16 protein-coding genes and 1 pseudogene are annotated in these 19,416 nt (G+C 65.4%); 4 read left to right on the plus strand and 13 right to left on the minus strand.

What is annotated here, in order from left to right; translation table 11 throughout:
* Nucleotides 1–14: 14 nt before the first annotated feature.
* The 6 genes from CI15_RS07375 to argS form a co-directional block, all read right to left on the minus strand.
* Nucleotides 15–1,601 (minus strand): ABC transporter substrate-binding protein, encoded by a 1,587-nt coding sequence (locus CI15_RS07375; RefSeq protein ID WP_062125678.1) that lies wholly within the window; start codon nucleotides 1,599–1,601, stop codon nucleotides 15–17.
* Between the two features lie 185 nt (nucleotides 1,602–1,786).
* Nucleotides 1,787–2,605, minus strand: coding sequence for a helical backbone metal receptor (locus CI15_RS07380; RefSeq protein ID WP_062125680.1), 819 nt, complete (start codon nucleotides 2,603–2,605; stop codon nucleotides 1,787–1,789).
* A 3-nt stretch (nucleotides 2,606–2,608) separates the two neighbouring features.
* A complete protein-coding gene (locus tag CI15_RS07385) occupies nucleotides 2,609–3,382 on the minus strand; it encodes an SDR family oxidoreductase (RefSeq protein WP_062125682.1) in 774 nt (257 codons plus the stop codon).
* Between the two features lie 15 nt (nucleotides 3,383–3,397).
* Nucleotides 3,398–4,036 (minus strand): thiol:disulfide interchange protein DsbA/DsbL, encoded by a 639-nt coding sequence (locus CI15_RS07390; protein WP_062126173.1) that lies wholly within the window; start codon nucleotides 4,034–4,036, stop codon nucleotides 3,398–3,400.
* Nucleotides 4,037–4,213: 177 nt separating this feature from the next.
* Nucleotides 4,214–5,026, minus strand: coding sequence for an SPOR domain-containing protein (locus CI15_RS07395; protein WP_075643669.1), 813 nt, complete (start codon nucleotides 5,024–5,026; stop codon nucleotides 4,214–4,216).
* 61 nt (nucleotides 5,027–5,087) lie between these two features.
* Complete coding sequence (gene argS / locus CI15_RS07400) at nucleotides 5,088–6,878, minus strand: arginine--tRNA ligase (RefSeq protein WP_062125686.1); 1,791 nt, start codon at nucleotides 6,876–6,878, stop codon at nucleotides 5,088–5,090.
* Nucleotides 6,879–7,339: 461 nt separating this feature from the next.
* Here argS and CI15_RS07405 point away from each other — a divergent pair, with 461 nt between their 5' ends.
* A complete protein-coding gene (locus tag CI15_RS07405) occupies nucleotides 7,340–7,666 on the plus strand; it encodes a DUF1840 domain-containing protein (protein WP_062125688.1) in 327 nt (108 codons plus the stop codon).
* 124 nt (nucleotides 7,667–7,790) lie between these two features.
* On the opposite strand, the gene CI15_RS07410 is transcribed toward CI15_RS07405, so the two are convergent.
* The 7 genes and pseudogenes from CI15_RS07410 to CI15_RS07440 all read right to left on the minus strand — a co-directional run bounded on the left by CI15_RS07410 (nucleotide 7,791) and on the right by CI15_RS07440 (nucleotide 15,970).
* A complete protein-coding gene (locus CI15_RS07410) occupies nucleotides 7,791–7,988 on the minus strand; it encodes a hypothetical protein (RefSeq protein ID WP_062125690.1) in 198 nt (65 codons plus the stop codon).
* Nucleotides 7,989–8,138: 150 nt separating this feature from the next.
* Nucleotides 8,139–10,868 (minus strand): annotated as a pseudogene (gene metH / locus CI15_RS07415) (methionine synthase); the annotation flags it as partial.
* A 77-nt stretch (nucleotides 10,869–10,945) separates the two neighbouring features.
* Nucleotides 10,946–12,016, minus strand: a complete 1,071-nt coding sequence (locus tag CI15_RS07420) for a homocysteine S-methyltransferase family protein (RefSeq protein ID WP_062125692.1) — start codon at nucleotides 12,014–12,016, stop codon at nucleotides 10,946–10,948.
* Nucleotides 12,017–12,330: 314 nt separating this feature from the next.
* Nucleotides 12,331–12,588, minus strand: a complete 258-nt coding sequence (locus tag CI15_RS07425) for a BTH_I0359 family protein (RefSeq protein WP_062125693.1) — start codon at nucleotides 12,586–12,588, stop codon at nucleotides 12,331–12,333.
* 119 nt (nucleotides 12,589–12,707) lie between these two features.
* Nucleotides 12,708–13,496, minus strand: a complete 789-nt coding sequence (locus CI15_RS07430; RefSeq protein WP_062125694.1) for an alpha/beta fold hydrolase — start codon at nucleotides 13,494–13,496, stop codon at nucleotides 12,708–12,710.
* A gap of 151 nt (nucleotides 13,497–13,647) precedes the next feature.
* Nucleotides 13,648–15,003: a DUF3108 domain-containing protein gene (locus CI15_RS07435; protein ID WP_062125695.1), complete on the minus strand. Its 1,356-nt coding sequence runs from the start codon at nucleotides 15,001–15,003 to the stop codon at nucleotides 13,648–13,650.
* A 40-nt stretch (nucleotides 15,004–15,043) separates the two neighbouring features.
* The gene (locus tag CI15_RS07440) at nucleotides 15,044–15,970 is read right to left on the minus strand and encodes an IclR family transcriptional regulator (protein WP_062125696.1); all 927 of its coding nucleotides are present in this window, start codon (nucleotides 15,968–15,970) and stop codon (nucleotides 15,044–15,046) included.
* 147 nt (nucleotides 15,971–16,117) lie between these two features.
* Between CI15_RS07440 and CI15_RS07445 the strand changes: the two genes are divergently transcribed.
* From CI15_RS07445 to CI15_RS07455, 3 genes are all read left to right on the plus strand, one after another.
* Complete coding sequence (locus CI15_RS07445; RefSeq protein ID WP_062125697.1) at nucleotides 16,118–17,101, plus strand: fumarylacetoacetate hydrolase family protein; 984 nt, start codon at nucleotides 16,118–16,120, stop codon at nucleotides 17,099–17,101.
* Between the two features lie 164 nt (nucleotides 17,102–17,265).
* Nucleotides 17,266–18,495, plus strand: coding sequence for an ABC transporter substrate-binding protein (locus tag CI15_RS07450; protein ID WP_062125698.1), 1,230 nt, complete (start codon nucleotides 17,266–17,268; stop codon nucleotides 18,493–18,495).
* A 53-nt stretch (nucleotides 18,496–18,548) separates the two neighbouring features.
* Complete coding sequence (locus CI15_RS07455) at nucleotides 18,549–19,406, plus strand: enoyl-CoA hydratase/isomerase family protein (RefSeq protein WP_062125699.1); 858 nt, start codon at nucleotides 18,549–18,551, stop codon at nucleotides 19,404–19,406.
* Nucleotides 19,407–19,416: the final 10 nt, after the last annotated feature.

Below are 19,416 nucleotides of genomic sequence, written 5' to 3' on the forward strand. Positions count from 1 at the left end.
GCCGCAGCGCACGATCACTGCACCACCACCGCCCCAAAATTCTGCCGACCAAACGGACTCACGTGATACCCGCTCACGTTCGTCCGCGTGATCGCGGCAGCAGTCGGATAGCCGAGCGGAATCCACAGCGCTTCGTCGTGAATGATCTGCTGTGCGGCTTCATACGCTTTCGTGCGCTTGGCGATATCGGCCGTCGCCTTGCCGTCGGCGATCAGCTTGTCGAGGTCCTGATTGCAGAAGCGCGCGAAGTTGATGCCCGACTTCACCGCGTTGCAACTAAAGAGCGGCGACAGATAGTTATCCGGATCGCCGTTGTCGCCGGCCCAGCCCATGAACAGGGTGTCATGCTGGCCTTGCTTCGCCTGCTTGATCAGCTCGCCCCATTCGATCACCTTCACATCCGCCTTCACGCCGATCTTCGCGAAGTCGGCCTGCAGCATTTCGGCGCCGGCCTTCGGATTCGGATTCAGCACGCTGCCATTCGGACGCACCCAGATCGTCGTTTCGAAGCCGTTCGGATAGCCCGCGTCGGCGAGCAGCTTCTTCGCCTTCGCCGGGTCGTACGGCCAGCCCTTGATCGAGTGGTTGTAGCTCCATGTGTTAGGCGGATAGGGGTTCACGGCCGGTGTCGCGGTGTTGTCGAACACGGCCTTGAGATACGACGTGCGGTCGAACGCCATGTTCAGCGCGGCGCGCACCTTCTGGTTCTCGAGCGGCTTCTGTTGCGTGTTCAGCGCGACGAAGGCCGTCATGAACGCGGGTGTCTGCACGATCGCGAGCGACTTGTCGTTCTTCGCGTCGGCGAGATCCTGCGGCTTCGGCGACAGCGCGATCTGGCATTCGCCGGCCTTCACCTTCTGCGCGCGCACCGTCGCATCGGGCGTGATCGCGTAGATCAGTCGGTCGATCTTCGGCTTCGGCCCCCAGTAGCTCGGGTTCACGTCGTAGCGGATCACCGCGTCTTTCGTATAACTCTTCAGCACGAACGGGCCGGTGCCGATCGGCTTCGCGTTCAGGTCGACCTGCTGGCCGGCCTTCAGCAACTGGTCAGCGTACTCGGCCGAATAGATCGACGCGAAGCCCATCGTCAGGATCGACACGAACGTCGCGTTCGGCTCGTTCAGCTCGAACTTGACCGTGTTGTCGTCGACCTTGGTAATCGACTTGATCAGCTTCGGCAGGCCCATCGACTGCGCGTGCGGGAAGCCGCTCGCACCCGCCACCTTGTGCCACGGATTGCTGTCGTTGAGCATGCGGTCGAACGTGAAGATCACGTCGTCGGCGTTCAGCGCGCGGGTGGGCTTGAAGTAGTCGGTGGTCTGGAACTGCACGTTCGGGCGCAGGTGGAACGTGTAGGTCAGGCCGTCGGGGCTCACTTCCCACTTGTCGGCGAGCGCGGGGACGACCTTCTTCGCGGTTTCGTCGAACGACACCAGCGAGTTGAAGATCACGTCGGCCGATGCATTGGTCGTGACGAGCGAATTGAACTGCACGACGTCGAAACCGTCGGGGCTCGATTCGGTACAGACGGTCAACGGTTTGGCGAGCACGAGCGCGGGCGCCGTGAGCAGGATGGCGGCTGCGAGCAGTTTGAAGCGCATAGGATCTCCGGTAACGAGCGCAGTCAGGCAGTGCGTCTGGTTGTGATTATGGCGGCGCGGGGTCTCTGGCGTTTGTCTGTGAGGTCAAGCCGGCGGCGCGCCTTCGCGAAAGCTTATCGAAGGGCCATTATGGCGACAACAATTTAATCGACATATCAATATGGAGGCGCGGCCACGTGGCAGCTTCAGGCCGCCGCGGCCTGGCGCAGCAGATAGCCGATGCCGTCGATTGCCCGCACGCCGTACCACGACGTCATTTCCCCATCGATCAGCTCGATGCGCTTGCCGGCGAGACGCGGATCGCGCGCGAGCGCATCGCGGTGCGCGGCCGTGAAGCGGTACGGCTCGCTCGACAGCAGCACGCGGTCGACTTGCGCAAGCCAGGGCGCGTCGGCGAAATCGAGCGTGGGGTAGCGGGCGGCGCCCGCGCTGCCGCCGTGCACGTCCGGCAGCGTGTGCCAGTTCACGAGGCGCAGCATCGCGGCGATGTAGGTGTCGCGCGCGACGCTCATCCACGGTTCGCGCCAGATCAGGTACAGCACGTTTTGCGCGGGGAATGCGTGAGCGGCGGCTTCGCGCAGACGCGCATCGAGCATGCTGCTCAAGTGCCGCGCTTCGTCTTCGCGTCCGAAGATTGCGCCGAGCAGCGCGTACAGCGCGAGGTTGTCGCGCGGCGTTTGCGGATGGGTGACGACGATGTGCGGCACGAACGCGCGCAGTTGCTCCACGGTGTCGCGTTCGTTCTCGTCGACATTGACGATCAGGTGAGTGGGGTGCAGCGCGCGGATCGCCTCGAGCTTGACGGCCTTGGTGCCACCAACCTTCGGCACCGCGAGAACCTTGTCGCGCGGATGCACGCAAAAGCCGGTGCGCCCGACGATCTGCGGCTCGAGGCCGAGCGCGAACAGCGTTTCGGTCAGGCTCGGCACCAGCGACACGATGCGCGCACCAGCGCCCGCGAAATCGTGCGCGACGCCGGCTGCATCGACCGCACGGGGTGACATGGGCTACTCGGTGGCGGCGCGCGGCTTGCGCGGCGCGCGTTCGAACACGCGATCGTAGAGCCAGCGCGGCAGCACATGCAGCAGCATCGCGGCCACGCGCATCTGCCACGGAAACACCGAGAACGCCGTTTGCCGCTCGACGGCACCCGCGACCTTCGCCGCGAAGCGGTCGGCGTCCATCAGGAACGGCATGTTGTACGGATTGTGCTCGGTCATCGGCGTGCGGATATAGCCGGGCGCGATCGTGACGACGCCGACGCCGAACGGCCGCATTTCGACGCGCAACGCTTCGAGATACTTGAACGCCGCCGATTTCGACGCGCTGTAGGCGCCCGAGCCCGGCAAGCCGCGCACGCCGGCGACACTCGCGATGCCGACCAGCGTGCCGCGCTTCTGATCGGCCATGGCGGCCGCGAACGGCTCGAACGTCGCGACCATGCCGAAGTAATTGATGTCCATCACCTCGCGAAACGTAGGCAGATCGCCATGACCGGTCAGCACGCCGCGGCTGATGCCGGCGTTGGCGATCACGACGTCGGGCAGGCCGTGCTCGGCGATGAAGCGCGCGGCCGCATCGGCGAGCGCATCCGCGTCGCGCACGTCGAGCGCGTAGATCGAGACGGTGTTCTGGGGATGGGACTGCTGGAACGCGGCGAGCGCGTCGCCGCGACGGGCGACGAGGCCGAGAATCGCGCCGCGCCGTGCGTATTCGCCGGCGAGCGCGAGGCCGATGCCGCTCGAAGCGCCGGTAATGAAAACCTTCAGCGGTGAGGTCATACCGGCGCCCCGTGATTACATCTTCTTGGCGCGGACTTGCGAGACGAGGTAGTCGAGCACCTGGATCGTGCCCGGCAGGGTGCCGGTCGCGGCCGGGCCGGTTTCATACTTGCCTTGCACGGCGAGCGTCGGCACGCCGTCGATCTTGTAGTCGTCGAGCAGTTTCTTGTCCTTCTGCAGCGCGCTTTGCGTCGAGAACGAGTTGTACGCTTCCATGTACTTCTTCGGATCGACGCCGAGCTTCGCGAGGAATTTGGCCTGGTCTTCCGGCGTCAGCAGATAGTTCTTGTTGACGTGGATTTCGTTGAAGACCTTCGGCGTCAGTTCGTTCGCGACGCCGAGCGCGTCGAGCGCGTGGTACATCTTCGAGTGCGGGATGAAGTCGTCGCGGAACGCGACCGGCACGCGGCGGAACACGACGTCCGGGCCCTGCTTCTTGACCCACGCCTCGAGGAACGGGTTGAATTCATTGCAGTGCGGGCAGCCGTACCAGAAGAACTCGGTGACTTCGATCTTGCCGGCCGGCACGTCGGTCGGTTGCGGCGTGGCCAGCACGGTGTAGTCCTTGCCTGAGACCGGCGCGGTGGGCGACGCATGCGCGCTGGCCGCGATCAGGCCCAGCGAGAGAAACAGGATGCTCAGCAGTTTTTTCATGTTGTGTAGACCCAGATAAGGGCGGTAGCGCGGTGACGCCTCGCGAAAGGCCCGCCACCGCTGGTCGGATTCGGCGTGGCCGCCCGACACAATACAGGTCGAAGCGGCCATCGTGCTTGTGACCCGCACGCCGCGCCGATAGTTCGACGCGCCGCGCGAGCCGGCATTACCGTTTATTTATTGTTTGGTGAAGCGGATCACCGCGGTATCGACACCCGCGTCCGACAGACGCTGGCGGCTCGAATTCATGTCCTCGAACTTCGAGAACGGCCCGATGCGCACTCGGTAGTACGTGACGCCGCCGGCATCGCGCTGCGTGACCTTCGATTCAAAACCCTGGAACGCGAGACGCGCGCGCTGCTGTTCGGCGTCGGCGGCGGTCTTGTACGCGCCGACCTGCAGGAAGTAGCCGGTGTTCGCGTCGCCCGCTGTCGGCGCGGCGGCCGAGCCCGGTTTGACGTTGGCCACGGTGGCCGAGCTCGTGCTCTTCGGCGCGGAGCCTGCCGCGGTGGCGGCCGGCGCGTTCGACATTTGCGGCTTCTTCGCCGGCGCCGGAGCGACGCCGCCATTTTCCTGCGCGGGATTCGGCGCGACCGCCGTGCCGTTGTTGTTCGCATTGCCAGCCGACGGCGGCACTTCGACGATCTGCGGCTCTTCGAGCATGCCCGTCTGTGTCTGCGCGTTGGTCTGTCCCGGCGCGGTGTTCGGCGGCGCGGGTTGCGCGGCCTGCGGCACCGGCTGGCCCGGCGTCTTGCCTTGCAGCGGACGGTTCGGATCGTATTGCGCCTGGCTCGCGCCGTTGTCCGTCGCCGCCGGTGGCGCGACCTTCGACACGAACGGCGTAGGTGCTCGGGTGATATACAGCGCCACCACTACCGCGATTGCCAGGCCGACGATCAGGCCCAGCACGATACCGAGAAAAGTGCCCCCGGTTTGCTTCGATTGCTTTGTTGTGCGGCGTGGTTTTGCCATCGTTCGAATCACCTGCAAAAAGAATCCAGGAACGGCCGCCGATTATAACGACGGCCGCGTGCATATTACGCTGGAGGAGTTACATCTTGACGGGAGCGGAGACGCCGATCGTCGCGAGTCCGTTGGCCAGCACCTGGCGCGTGGCCGCGAGCAGCGCGACGCGAGCGTTGCGTTCGGCCGCATCGTCGACCAGCACGCGCTCGGCACGGTCATTGTAGAACGAGTGAAATTCCCCGGCGAGTTCGCGCAGATAGAACGCGACCGCGTGCGGCGCGAGCTCATCGGCGGCGTGCTGCAGCATGTCCGGGAACTCGGCGAGCTTGTTGAGCAGCGCCATCGAGCGTTCGCTCGTGAGCGGCGCGAGATCGACGCTCGGGAGCGTGCTTTCGTCGAGGCCGTAGCGCGCGTTGCACTCGGCGATCACCGAGCAGATGCGCGCGTGCGCGTACTGCACGTAGTGCACTGGATTCTCGTCGTTCTGCTTCAGCGCGAGGTCGATGTCGAACACGAATTCGGTGTCCGCCTTGCGCGAGATCAGGAAGAAGCGCACCGCGTCGCGGCCGCGGCGAATGGTTTCCTCGTCGATCAGGTCGACGGCCGCTTCCGAGCCCGGCGTCGCGCCGCCCGACCATTCGATCAGATCGCGCACCGTCACATAGCTGCCCGCGCGCTTCGAGATCTTCACCTCTTCGCCGTTGCGCATGACCGTGACCATCTTGTGCAGGATGTAGTCGGGGTAGCCCTTCGGAATGCCGATGCCCAGACCCTGCAGGCCGGCGCGCACGCGCGCGATCGTGCCGTGATGGTCCGAGCCCTGCACGTTGATGACCTTCGTGAAGCCGCGTTCCCACTTCGCGACGTGATAGGCGACGTCCGGCACGAAGTACGTGTAGGTGCCGTCGGTCTTGCGCATCACGCGGTCTTTGTCGTCGCCGTCGTCGGTGGTGCGCAGCCACAGCGCGCCTTCCTGCTCGTAGGTCTTGCCTGCGGCGATCAGCGCGTCGACCGTTTTCTCGACGCGGCCTTCCGTGTACAGCGACGATTCCAGGTAGTACTGGTCGAACTTCACGCCGAACGCCTGCAGATCCATGTCCTGCTCGCGGCGCAGATACGTCACGGCGAAGCGGCGGATCGCCTCGAGGTTCTCGACGTCGCCCGCGCCGGTGACGGGCTCGCCGTCGCTGGCCTCGACCGTGACGCCGCTCAGGTAGTCTTTCGCGATGTCGGCGATGTACTCGCCGTTGTAGGCCGACGCGGGCCAGCTTTCGTCGCCGGGGGCGAGGCCGCGCGCGCGTGCCTGGGTGGACTGCGCGAGCGTGTGGATCTGCACGCCGGCGTCGTTGTAGTAGAACTCGCGGTGCACGTCGTAGCCCTGCGAGGCGAGCACGTTCGCGAGCGCGTCGCCGAGCGCGGCCTGGCGGCCGTGACCGACGTGCAGCGGACCGGTCGGGTTGGCCGACACGAACTCGATCAGCACGTGCTTGCCGGCGTCGCGCTGCGAGCGGCCGTACGCGTCCTGCTCGGCGAACACGGCGGCGATCACGCCCTGCTTGGCCGCGGCCGTGAGGCGCAGGTTGATGAAGCCGGGGCCCGCCACTTCGGCGGTGTCGATCAGGCCCTTGGCCTGCGGATTGACGAGCAGCGCATCGACGATCTGTTGCGCGAGCTGGCGCGGATTGGCGCGCAGCGGCTTGGCGAGCTGCATCGCGACGTTGCACGCGACGTCGCCGTGCGCGGCGACTTTCGGGCGCTCCAGCGCGATGGCGGGCGAGACGAAAGCGGCTTCGGTCGCGCCTTGCGTGGCAGTCGCGACCTGCTTCACCGTGTCGGCGAGCAGGGATTCGAGTGTGTGTTTATGTGCGGGCAGCATGCTTGTTGCGAGTCCAGTGAGGCAATCCGGTAAGGCGGAAGAGGCGCCGGCCGCGGCCGGTGTCGCAAGCGTGGCACGCGGCCACGTACGTGGCGGCGCTGATGGCGGCGCCGCCGGAAGAGTGTCCCCGAGGCGCTGCGACGAGACGCAACGCAAGCGCTACGCGGCGGGCGCCGCACGGCGTCTCGCCGTCATCGAGGCTGACGCGGCATGCGGGTTGCGACCGATGCTTCGACGCCCCGGTCGGCACCCGTGCGCGGTGCTCGTCGAGCCTCGCCGTACGTGGCGCTGGGCGGCGCGCTTTTCCGTTCAGACGGATTTTAGCAGGTGCTAATATGTTCAATGAGATGCCCGCGAGGGGCTGTGGCCGCCGCGCCGTGTCGGCGCCACGTCAGGCGCGCGCTGTTGCCGCCCGCGGGACGCTCGCGCGTCAACCCGCCATAACGAAAAAGGGAACAGTCATGCTGATTACTTTCAAGTGCCACGCCTGCCCGGACGTGATGATGCTGGAGAATCTGGCGCAGTATCTGGTCGGCATCGTCGGCAAACGCCTTGGACAGCGGGGCGTCATCACTCACGACGAACTGGGCCCGGCCATCGAGAAGCTCGAAGCGGCGATCGTCTCCGACAAGCAGGAGCGCGCCGAGCATGAGGGCCATTTCCACGAGGGCGAGGACGGCCACGACCGTCACGAGATTCCGCCTGGCCTCGCGCAACGCGCGTATCCGTTCCTCGACATGCTGCGCGCGGCACAGAAGGAAAACGCGGATATTGTCTGGGGGATCTGATTTCTGCTGGGTCCCGGGCGCTGCGTCCCCGTTGGAACGGGTTGTCAGCGTGTTGGCGCAGTAAGGAAAAGAGCCCGCTCGCCGCGGGCTCTTTGTCATTCGGAAGGCTGGTGCGCGGTGCCGCTCATTGACTCGCGGGCTCCGCCGACGCTGCTTCGCCTTTCTTCTTTTTCTGCTTCTTCGCCTTTTTCACGTGCGCCTCGGTGGGCGGTGAATAGGAGCTGACCGCGCTCGAGCCGCCCGGCGCGGCGGGTTGCGCGAGCGCCACGGAAGCGCCCGCGGCCAGAGAAACAGCGGTCAGTAACAGCGTCAGCTTCTTCATACGATTTTCTCCGTTGACGGTTGCAATCTCGATGAGCCGGCACGTTGTGGTCGCGCCTGACGGGATGAAAGCCGACTCAGTCTACAAAGCCGAAATTGCCGTGGCCGCAAATATTCAGTCTTTCGGACTCGATATAGTGGCGCCTCACGCTCACAGCAACGGCGCCAGCGCGCGCTCGGCGTCCGCCTTGCTGAGCGACATCCGCTGTGCGTAGTCGTCGAGCTGATCCGCGCCGATCTTGCCGACCGAGAAATAGGTGCTGTCCGGATGCGCGAGGTAGAAGCCCGACACGCTCGCCGCCGGCAGCATGGCCAGCGATTCGGTCACGCTCATGCCGATTTCGTTCGCCTGCAACACGTCGAACATGCCGCTCTTGACGAGATGGTCGGGGCAGGCCGGGTAGCCGGGTGCCGGACGGATGCCGCGGTATTTTTCGGCGATCAGTTCGTCGTTGGAGAGGCTCTCGGCGTTCGCGTAGCCCCACAGGTCGCGCCGCACGCGCGCGTGCATCGCTTCGGCGAATGCTTCGGCGAGCCGGTCCGCGAGCGCCTTCAGCATGATCGCGCTGTAGTCGTCGTGGTCCTTCTCGAACTGCTTCTCCTTCACGTCGACGCCCAGACCCGCCGTCACCGCGAACATGCCGATGTAGTCGGCGACGCCCGAGTCCTTCGGTGCGATGAAGTCGGCCAGCGAGCGGTTCGGCCGCATCACCCCGTCGACCACCGGCCGCACGCTCTGTTGACGCAGATTGCGCCACGTCAGCGCGACTTCGGTGCGCGATTCGTCCGTGTAGACTTCGATGTCGTCGTCGTTCACCGTGTTGGCCGGCAACAGCGCGATCACGCCGTTGGCCTGCAGCCAGCGGCCCTGAATCAGGCGCGCGAGCATCGACTTGCCGTCGGAGAACACGCGCCGCGCCGATTCGCCGACGATCTCATCGTTGAGAATCGCCGGATACGGGCCAGCGAGATCCCAGGTCTGGAAGAACGGACCCCAGTCGATATAGTTCGCGAGCTCGTTCAGATCGAAATTCTTGAACACGCGCCGGCCGATGAACTTCGGCTTGACCGGCTGATAGCCCGCCCAGTCGATCTTCGTTTTATTGGCGCGCGCTTCGGCGAGCGTGACCATCGGCTGCGCTTTCTTGTTCGCGTGCTGAGTGCGGATGCGGTCGTAATCGGCGTTCAGTTCGTCGATGTACTTCGTGGCGCCCTCGTCGGACAGCAGGCTCGAGGCGACCGACACCGAGCGCGATGCGTCCGGCACGTAGACCACGGGCCCTTCGTAGTGCGGGTCGATCTTCACCGCGGTGTGCACGCGCGAGGTCGTCGCGCCGCCGATCAGCAGCGGAATCTTCTTCACGCGGAAGTAGTCGTCGCGCTGCATCTCCGACGCGACGTAGGCCATCTCTTCGAGGCTCGGCGTGATGAGGCCCGACAGCCCGATGATGTCCGCGCCCTCGACCTTCGCCTTCGCGAGGATCTCGCTGCACGGGACCATCACGCCCATGTTGACGACTTCGAAGTTGTTGCACTGGAGCACCACCGACACGATGTTCTTGCCGATGTCGTGCACGTCGCCCTTCACGGTCGCGATGACGATCTTGCCCTTCGCGCGCACGTCGCCGCCGGCCGCCGCGAGCTGCTTCTTTTCTTCTTCGATGAACGGGATCAGATGCGCGACCGCCTGCTTCATCACGCGCGCCGACTTCACGACCTGCGGCAGGAACATCTTGCCCTGGCCGAACAGGTCGCCGACGATATTCATGCCGTCCATCAGCGGCCCTTCGATCACGCTGATCGGACGGCCGCCGGCGGCGGCGATCTTCGCGCGCACTTCCTCGGTGTCTTCGACGATGAAGGTGTTGATGCCGCTCACGAGCGCATGCGCGAGACGCTTTTCCACCGGCTGGTTGCGCCACTCGAGGTTCTCTTCCTTCTTGGCGGCGCCGCTCTTGAACTTGTCGGCGATTTCGAGCAGGCGGTCGGTGCCGTCGTCGCGGCGATTCAGCACGACGTCTTCGACGCGTTCGCGCAGTTCCGGATCGAGTTCGGCATACACGCCGAGCTGACCCGCGTTGACGATGCCCATGTCCATCCCCGCCTGGATCGCGTGATAGAGGAACACGGTGTGGATCGCCTCGCGCACCGGGTCGTTGCCGCGAAACGAGAACGACACGTTCGACACACCGCCGCTCACCTTCGCGTACGGCAGGTTTTGCTTGATCCAGCGGGTCGCCTCGATAAAGTCGACCGCGTAGTTGTTGTGCTCCTCGATGCCGGTCGCGACCGCGAAGATGTTCGGATCGAAGATGATGTCTTCGGGCGGAAAGCCGACTTCGTTGACGAGAATCTCGTACGAGCGCCGGCAGATTTCCTTCTTGCGCGCGAACGTGTCGGCCTGACCCTGTTCGTCGAACGCCATCACGACGCTGGCCGCGCCGTAGCGGCGAATCAGCTTCGCGTGATGAACGAACTGCTCCTTGCCTTCCTTCAGCGAGATCGAGTTGACGATCGCTTTACCCTGCACGCACTTCAGGCCTGCCTCGATCACGTCCCACTTCGACGAGTCGATCATGATCGGCACGCGCGCGATATCCGGCTCCGACGCGATCAGATTCATGAAGCGCACCATCGCCGCTTTGGAATCGAGCATTGCCTCGTCCATGTTCACGTCGATCACCTGCGCGCCGTTTTCGACCTGCTGGCGCGCGACGGCCAGCGCTTCGTCGAACTGATTGTTCAGGATCATTCGTGCGAACGCTTTCGAGCCGGTCACGTTGGTGCGTTCGCCAACGTTGATGAAAAGCGTCCCGGTCGTGACGTTGAACGGCTCGAGGCCGGCAAGGCGCATGGTGTGATCGGTCATGGCGTGAGTGCGAGTCGGGTGCGTGCGTTAAAGGACGTGCAGGACGTGCAGGACGTGCAGGTCGTCGGGGTGAAGGGCGTCAGCGTGGTTCAGGCCGCGTCGCGATACTGTGTCGGCCACTTGCGCGGCTTCAGTTCGGCCAGCGCCTTCGCGATCGCCGCGATATGCTCGGGCGTCGTGCCGCAGCAGCCGCCCGCGATGTTCACGAGACCCGCTTCGGCGAATTCCTTCAGCAGGCCCGAGGTGTCCGCGGGCAGTTCGTCGAAGCCGGTGTCGCTCATCGGATTCGGCAGGCCGGCGTTCGGATAGCACGACACATAAGTGTCACAGAGCTTCGAGAGTTCGGCGACGTACGGGCGCATCAGCGCCGCGCCGAGTGCGCAGTTCAGGCCGAAGGTGAGCGGCTTGGCGTGACGCAGCGAATTCCAGAACGCCTCGACGGTCTGGCCCGACAGAATGCGGCCCGACGCATCGGTGACGGTGCCCGAGATCATGATCGGCAGGCGCTCGCCGGTGTCCTCGAACAGTTCGTCGAGCGCGAACAGCGCGGCCTTCGCGTTCAGCGTGTCGAAGATCGTTTCGACGAGGAACAGGTCCGCGCCGCCGTCGAGCAGCGCCTTTGCCTGCTCGTAGTAGGCCGTGCGCAGTTCGTCGAAGGTCACGTTGCGCGCGCCCGGATCGTTGACGTCAGGCGAAATGCTCGCGGTCTTCGGCGTCGGTCCGATCGCGCCGGCGACGAAGCGTGGCTTGTCCGGCGTCGAATATTTCTGACACGCGGCGCGCGCGAGCTTCGCCGATTCGACGTTCATCTCGATGGCGAGCGACTCCATGCCGTAGTCGGCCTGCGCGACCGTGGTCGCGCCGAACGTGTTGGTCTCGATGATGTCCGCGCCCGCCGCCAGATACTGCTCGTGAATCTCGGAGATGATCTGCGGCTGCGTGATGGACAGCAGTTCGTTGTTGCCCTTGATGTCGCGCCCGTAGTCCTTGAAGCGTTCGCCGCGATAGCGGGCTTCGTCGAGCTTGTAGCGTTGGATCATCGTGCCCATTGCGCCGTCCAGGATCAGGATGCGCGAGTTCAGCAGCGCGGGCAGCGCTGCGCCGCGCGTGTAGGCGGGCTCGGAACGGACTGGCGTGGCGGATTGAGCAGGCTGGGTCATGGCGGACGAGGGCTTGCGCCGGCGTTGGCAGAAAACCAATCATTGTAGCCGCTGCCGGGCGGATGCGCCGGGCGGGCAGGGCGGCGCAAAGCGCTGCCGGCAAAATCGACCGATCAAACCGCGCCGCGCGGAGCAATCGGCGGCGCGCTAACAAACGGAGCTACGAGGAAGCAACGAGGACCAAAAAAAACGGTCCGGCAAGCCAAAGCCTGCCGGACCGTTTCGATGCCGCCGACCGCCTGGTGGAACCCGCCGGCAAAGCCGCGCGGTACGGTCGATCGATGTCGCCAAAGTGCTAGTTCAAACCCCTCCGGTCAATGAAGCACCACCGGTTGATGCATCAGACTGTCGAACTGGCCGAGGAATTCGTCGACCTCGTCCAGCGTCGGTTCGCCTTCGATCAGCTTCTGCACATGCTCGCGAAACCGCGCCGCCATTGCACCGTCAATGTAGATTTCGCGCTGCATGTTTTTGTCCACAATCTCGTAGCCGCCCGACTTCATGGCCAATAGACCTTCCTGCGGCGGAAACTCGACGACACAATAGTTAGGGCTGTTATAGATCATTTGCATGGCGACACTCCTTATTTCCGTTGGGCTCCTGGCCCTTTCTGCACCATAAGTGGAGCATGTGAGATGGAATTCAAGGGGTGGGTCCGGACGACGCAGGTAAAAAGCTCCGGACCTGATGGTTAGACTCGCCGCTCCAGAAACAATTCAAGCAACGCGGCGAAACGGTGAGATTGCTCGATCGGCGCAAGATGAGCGGCGTCCAGCAACTCGAAGCGGGCACCCTCGATCGCCTCCGCTATTGCCTGTGTAGCAGCAGGTGGCGTGCCTGTATCGTGACGTCCAGCAACTGTTAGTGTAGGACACCGGATCGCGCCGTGCCGGCCGCGCAGATCGAAATCACGTAGTGCCTCGCAGGCCATCGCAAAGCCTTCCGGCGGCGTGCGCGCAAAGGCCTCGCGAATCGGCTCGACCGCTTCGGGATGGCGGGCCTGAAAGTCAGGCGTAAGCCAGCGCGCGAGCGTCGACGGCAACAGCGCCGCCATGCCGTCGCTGCGCGCCGTGTGCGCGCGCTGATCCCATAACGCACGGTTTTCGGGCGGGGTGCCGCCGGTGCTGTCGGCGATCGTCAGCGTGTCGATGCGCGATGGGTGGTCGAGCGCGAATTGCTGCGCGACCATGCCGCCGAGCGACAGGCCAACCAGGTGCGTCGTCGGCGCGCCGAGCGCATCGAGCAGTTTGGCGAGGTCGTCGGCCAGATCGCGCATCGCGAAGGGCTTGGGTGCGACCGCACTGTGGCCGTGGCCGCGCACGTCGTAGCGCAGCACCGTGTAATCGTCGCGGAAATAGCCGGCCATCTGATCCCAGATGGAAAGATCGCCGCCCAGCTGATGGATGAACGTGAGCCACGGGCCGCCGCCTTCGTTGCTCAGCACGTAGCGTGTTTCGATACCGTTGATGTTCACTTGCATGCGGACTCCTTCGAAGGAAACGCAGTGAAAAAACGCGGTGGATCGCCTCGTTCGCGGGAACGGGGGCGCCAGTGACGTGCGAGTCAGCGTTGCGAAGGAAGTTTCGCCGATATCGTGAGGATCCGCTCGTGACAGTCTGTCACGAGCCGTGTCACGGTTTGATGATTGTTGGAGCAGTCGAATCGACCGGTGCGGCGGGGGCGGTGTCGGGCGTGACTGCCGAGGCGGCAGCGGGCGCAGGCATTGCAGGGCCAGTAGTGGTCGGCGCCGCAGGCGTGGCAGGCGTGGCAGGTGCGGCAGGTGCGGCAGGTGCGGCAGGTGCGGCAGGTGCGGCGGCCGCGCCGCCATTGTCACCGTCATCCGACGGCACCCCATCGACATTGAGCTTGCCGCGCCACACCAGTTCGAACTGCGTGCCGTTCGGCTCCGTCTGCAGAATCCGCGCGGGCAGCCAGCCGAGCGACGGCGCGAGCCACACGTCGATGCGGCGCTGATCGCCGTCGCGGCGCGGCAGACGTTTGAAATGACGCGTCTGCAGGTAGCCCTGCGCCGCGCGGATCGTTTCGTCGCCGATCGTCTCGATCGGCCAGTTTTCGCCGCTATCGGTATCGACGACGAAGAACTGTCGCGTCACGCCAGGCTTATAGGCATCCGGATCGCCGCGCACGAGGCTCGCGAGTTGCATGACGACGCTGAAGCGGTCCTGCGCGCCGTCGGGCAACGGCAACGTGGCCGGTGTGCGCGTGAAGGCGATCTTTCTGTCATTGCGATTGAAGATCGCGATGTCTTCCGCGCGACGGCCGCGTTTTTCGCCGTACTGCGCCGGCGCGAGGCCGAACGCATCGATGCCGCCGTGGCTCGAAAACACGAACGGACCGACGAACGGCAGCGGCACCGACACGATCATTTCGTAGCCCTGCGCATTGCTCGCCCAATGGATCGTGCCAGGCGCATTGCGCACGCCGTTGTAGAACGTGTCGTAGTCGAGTTCGGCCGACGGGGGCACCGAAAACTTCACACCTGTCGACGCTGCCGGCGCGCTGGCCGCCGCGGGCGCGCTCGCGGCGGTACCGCGCGCATTCGCATCGGCCGATGCATTCGCGCTCGCAGCGGCCGGCGGCGCGCTCGCCGCCACCTCCGATGCCGGCGTGGCCGCGGGCTCATCCGGCTTGGCCGGCTGCAACGCAGTCAACACATGCTGCTCGCGCGGCGGACGTGGCGCAGGCTTGTGGGCGGGCGCGCTCGGATGCGGCGTCGGCGCGGGCTGTGGCGCCGGTTGACGCTCGACCCGCTCGGGCGTCAGCAGCGCGACCTGTACCGGCACATGCTCGTGATCCGCCGGATTCAGATTCACGCGCGTGCGCTCGAACCATTGCGCCGCGATCCAGTGCACGACCGCCACGGCCACGAGCACCGCGATCCAGCGCCATGCGCGCGCGCCGCGTCGGGGCCCGCTGCCCAATGGTGGCAGGCGATCCTGACGGCGGGAGGCGGAAGCAAAATCCATCGGCGCTCGAATGGTTGAGGGTTGCGGGACCGGCCGTGTATCAATCGTTATCGCTACGCGGCGTCGCGCTATAGCCGAGTTCGTACGACAGCTTGTGCGCGCATTCGCGCAACGCTGTGTCGATCTCGCCGCCCCAGCGAATGTCGAACGCGCCTTCATGGCCGAGCGCGACGAGACCGAGCGCGAGCTCACCAGTGGAATCGAACACCGGCATGCAGAACGCGTGGATCGTCGGCAGCAGCATGCCTTCGACGCGCGCGGCCTCGTGCTCGCGCACTTCGGCGAGCAGCCTGTCGACGTCTTCCCGGGTGCGCGGTGCGCCGTGATAAGCCGAGCGCCGCGAGTCGGTCAGCTCGCGCTCGAGCATCGCGGCGGTCTTGCCGGACGGCAGGTAAGCCGCGAACAGCAGGCCGGTGGCGGAGCTGAGCAGGGGCATCACGTCGCCGAGTTTCAACGATGCCTTGGCCGGATAGCTCGATTCCATCCAGTGCACCATCGTCGGTCCCTGATTGCCCCACACCGCGATGCCGACCGTCAGATCGAGCCGGTCACGTAGTTCGGCGAGCGCGATGCGCGCGAGCTTCACGCCATCGACACGCGCAAGCCGCGCGAGCCCCAACTGCAGCGCAAAGCCGCCCAGTTCGTAGCGGCCCGACAGCGGGTCCTGCGCGACCACGCCGAGGCGCAGAAAGCTGACCAGATAGCGATGCGCCTTCGCCGGACTCATGCCCGCGCGCTGCGCGAGATCGCGCAGCATCATCGCGCGCGGCTCGTAGGTCAGCACGTCTAGCAGTCTGAAGCCGACCTCGATCGACTGGATGCCCGAGCGCAGCTTCTCTTCACCCGCTTCGCCGGTTTCATCGTCGACGCCGGTTGCGTCGGTGACATCGGCGGAGTCGAGCAAAGCGTCGGCCGACGCGGGGTCGGTGCGGGTGCGGATCGTGCCGGAGCGAGCGTTGGCGGACATGTGCAAAAAGCGCGGGCAGCGCGGTCGGTTTGGTAATGGCGTCAGTTTCAATGACAACGACGACGAACACGCAGATACTGGGCCGCGCGGATTCACCATCGTAGAATAGATTCCCTCCATCGTCACTAATACACGGTTCACAGCTCTATGAAACTTGCTTCGCTGAAGGACGGCACGCGCGACGGTCAACTGATCGTCGTGTCCCGCGACCTGCACACCGCGGCCATCGCCGACGCGATCGCGCCCACGTTGCAGCGCGTGCTCGACGACTGGGCCTTCTACGCGCCGCAACTGCACGACCTGTACGACGCGCTCAATCAGGGCCGCGCGCGCAACAGCTTTTCGTTCGACGCGAAGGCGTGCATGGCGCCGCTGCCGCGTGCGTTCCAGTGGGCCGACGGCTCGTCGTACGTGAACCATGTCGAGCTCGTGCGGCGCGCACGCGGCGCGGACATGCCGCCGGAGTTCTGGACCGATCCGCTGATGTACCAGGGCGGCAGCGACGACTTCATCGGTTCGCGCGACGACGTGGTGTGCGCATCGGAGGAATACGGCATCGACTTCGAGGCCGAGGTGGCGGTCATCACCGGCGATGTGCCGATGGGCGCGACACCCGACCAGGCACTGCGCGGCGTGCGGCTGGTGACGCTCGCCAACGACGTGTCGCTGCGCAACCTGATCCCCGCCGAACTCGCGAAGGGCTTCGGCTTTTTCCAGAGCAAGCCGGCCACCTCGTTCGCGCCGGTCGCGGTGACGCCCGACGAACTCGGCGAACACTGGCGCGAAGGCCGCGTGCATCGGCCGATGATCGTTCACTGGAACGGCAGGAAGGTCGGCCAGCCCGACGCGGGCACCGACATGGTGTTTCACTTCGGTCAGCTGATCGCGCACGCGGCGAAAACGCGCAATCTGCGTGCCGGGTCGATCGTCGGTTCGGGCACGGTGTCGAACAAGGACGCGAAGCGCGGCTACTGCTGTATCGCCGAGAAACGCTGCCTCGAAACGATCGAGCACGGCGCGCCGCAAACCGAGTTCATGAAGTACGGCGACACCGTGAAAATCGAAATGCTCGACGAAGCGGGCAAGTCGATTTTCGGCGCGATCGAGCAGAGCATCGCGCCGCTCGAATGAAGCGCCGGCCGCGAAAGGGTTTCGCCCGATGCCGCCGCCTGCGGGCGCGGCTACACTGACTGGCGCGCCGGCTGGGACGGCGCGACAGCATAGCGTGCAGCGACGCATCGGTAGCACATCGGCAATACATCACAACGAAAACCCGACGTGAGGAGACAGCAAGCATGCCGCGATTGGACTTCCCCGCAGCTGAAAACCGGCGCGCCCGCGCGTGGCCCGTTGGCGCCCGCACGAGCCGCCGCTTGCTCAAGCGCGCCGCAACGCTGTGCGCCGCGCTCGCCTGCGGTTTGCCGCTGACCTCGTTCGCTCAGGTGAAGATCGGTCTCGTGCTGTCGCTGACCGGGCCGGCCGCGTCGCTCGGCATTCCCGCGCGCGACACGGTCGCGCTGCTGCCCAAACAGATCGGTGGCCAGAACGTCGAATACATCGTGCTCGACGATGCGTCGGACACGACCCAGGCCGTGCAGGACACCAAGAAGCTCATCAGCGAGAATCACGTCGACGCGATCATCGGCTCGTCGATCACGCCGAATTCGCTCGCGATGATCGACGTGGTCGCCGAGGGCGAAACGCCGATGATCTCGCTTGCGTCGTCCGCGAAAATCATCGAGCCGGTCGACGCGAAACGTCACTGGGTCTTCAAGACGCCGCAGACCGACGCGATGATGGCCTCGGCGATCGCCGAGCATGCGAGCGGACACGGCGTGAAGACGATCGCCTTCATCGGCCAGGCCGACGCGCTCGGCGAGACGTTCTACGCCGAGGTCGCGAAGTTCGCGCAGCTGCATCACATCGATGTGGTCGCGAGCGAGCGCTTCAATCGCACCGATCCGAGCGTGACGGGCCAGGTGCTGAAGATTCTCGCGACCCATCCCGACGCGGTGGTGGTCGGCGCGGCCGGCACGCCCGCCGCGCTGCCACCGAAGACGCTGCGCCAGCGCGGCTACAAGGGCGTGATTTATCACAACCACGGCGTCGGCAATAACGATTTCCTGCGCGTGTGCGGCGCCGATTGCAACGGCACGTTCCTGCCCGCGAGCCCGGTGCTGGTCGCCGCACAATTGCCGGCCGATCATCCGGCGAAGCGCCTCGCGCTCGACTACATCGCGCGCTTCGAGGGGCAGCATGGCGCGGGCAGCGTGTCGGCGTTCGGTTCGTACACGTGGGATGCGGGCGTGCTGCTCGAACACGCGATTCCGCTTGCACTGAAGGCCGGCGCGCCAGGCACGCCGCCGTTTCGCCGCGCGCTGCGCGATGCGCTCGAAGGAACACGCGGTCTCGCGGATACCAACGGCGTCGTCAACATGAGCGCGGCCGATCATCTCGGCCTCGATCAGCGTGCGCGCGTGATGGTCGAAATCAACAACGGCAAGTGGCTTTATCAGCCGCATTGAACGGTCGCGACACATCGTGCGCGACTGGGTCACTCTCATACGGATTGCTCATCATGTCTCAGCCATCGCAACCGAACGACGCGTTCTACGCGCACTACCAGTCGCTGCGTTTGCAGCGTCATCCGCACGGCGTGCTCGAAGTCGTGATGAGCGGCGAGGGCGCGAACAGGAGCGGGCTCGCGACCGCCAATGCACGCATGCATTACGAGCTCGCCGAGATCTGGCGCGACATCGATCGTGATCCCGACACGCGCGTCGCAATCATTCGCGGCGAAGGCAAAGGCTTTTCGGCGGGCGGCGATCTGCAACTCGTCGAGGACATGGCGAACGATTTCGAGGTGCGCACGCGCGTGTGGCGCGAAGCGCGCGACCTCGTCTACAACGTGATCAACTGCGGCAAGCCGATCGTCTCGGCGATGCATGGGCCGGCGGTCGGCGCGGGGCTCGTCGCGGGGCTGCTCGCGGATATTTCGATTGCGGCGAAGACGGCGCGCATCATCGACGGACATACGCGGCTGGGCGTCGCCGCGGGCGATCACGCGGCGATCGTCTGGCCGCTCCTGTGTGGCATGGCGAAGGCGAAGTACTACCTGCTGCTGTGCGAGCCGGTGAGCGGCGAGGAAGCGGAGCGCATCGGGCTGGTGTCGCTCGCCGTCGACGAAAGCGATCTGCTGCCGAAGGCGTTCGAAGTCGCACGCAAGCTCGCCGACGGGTCGCAAACCGCCATCCGCTGGACCAAGTACGCGCTGAACAACTGGCTGCGCACGGCGGGGCCGGCCTTCGATACCTCGCTCGCGCTCGAATTCATGGGCTTCGCGGGACCGGACGTGCGCGAGGGCCTGAGCTCGTTGCGCGAGCGGCGCGCGCCGGATTTCGGGGCGGCCGATCCACGCGACGACAAACGATCCTGACGCCACGTCC

The sequence above is a fragment of the Paraburkholderia monticola genome, assembly GCF_001580545.1.
Taxonomy (GTDB): domain Bacteria; phylum Pseudomonadota; class Gammaproteobacteria; order Burkholderiales; family Burkholderiaceae; genus Paraburkholderia; species Paraburkholderia monticola.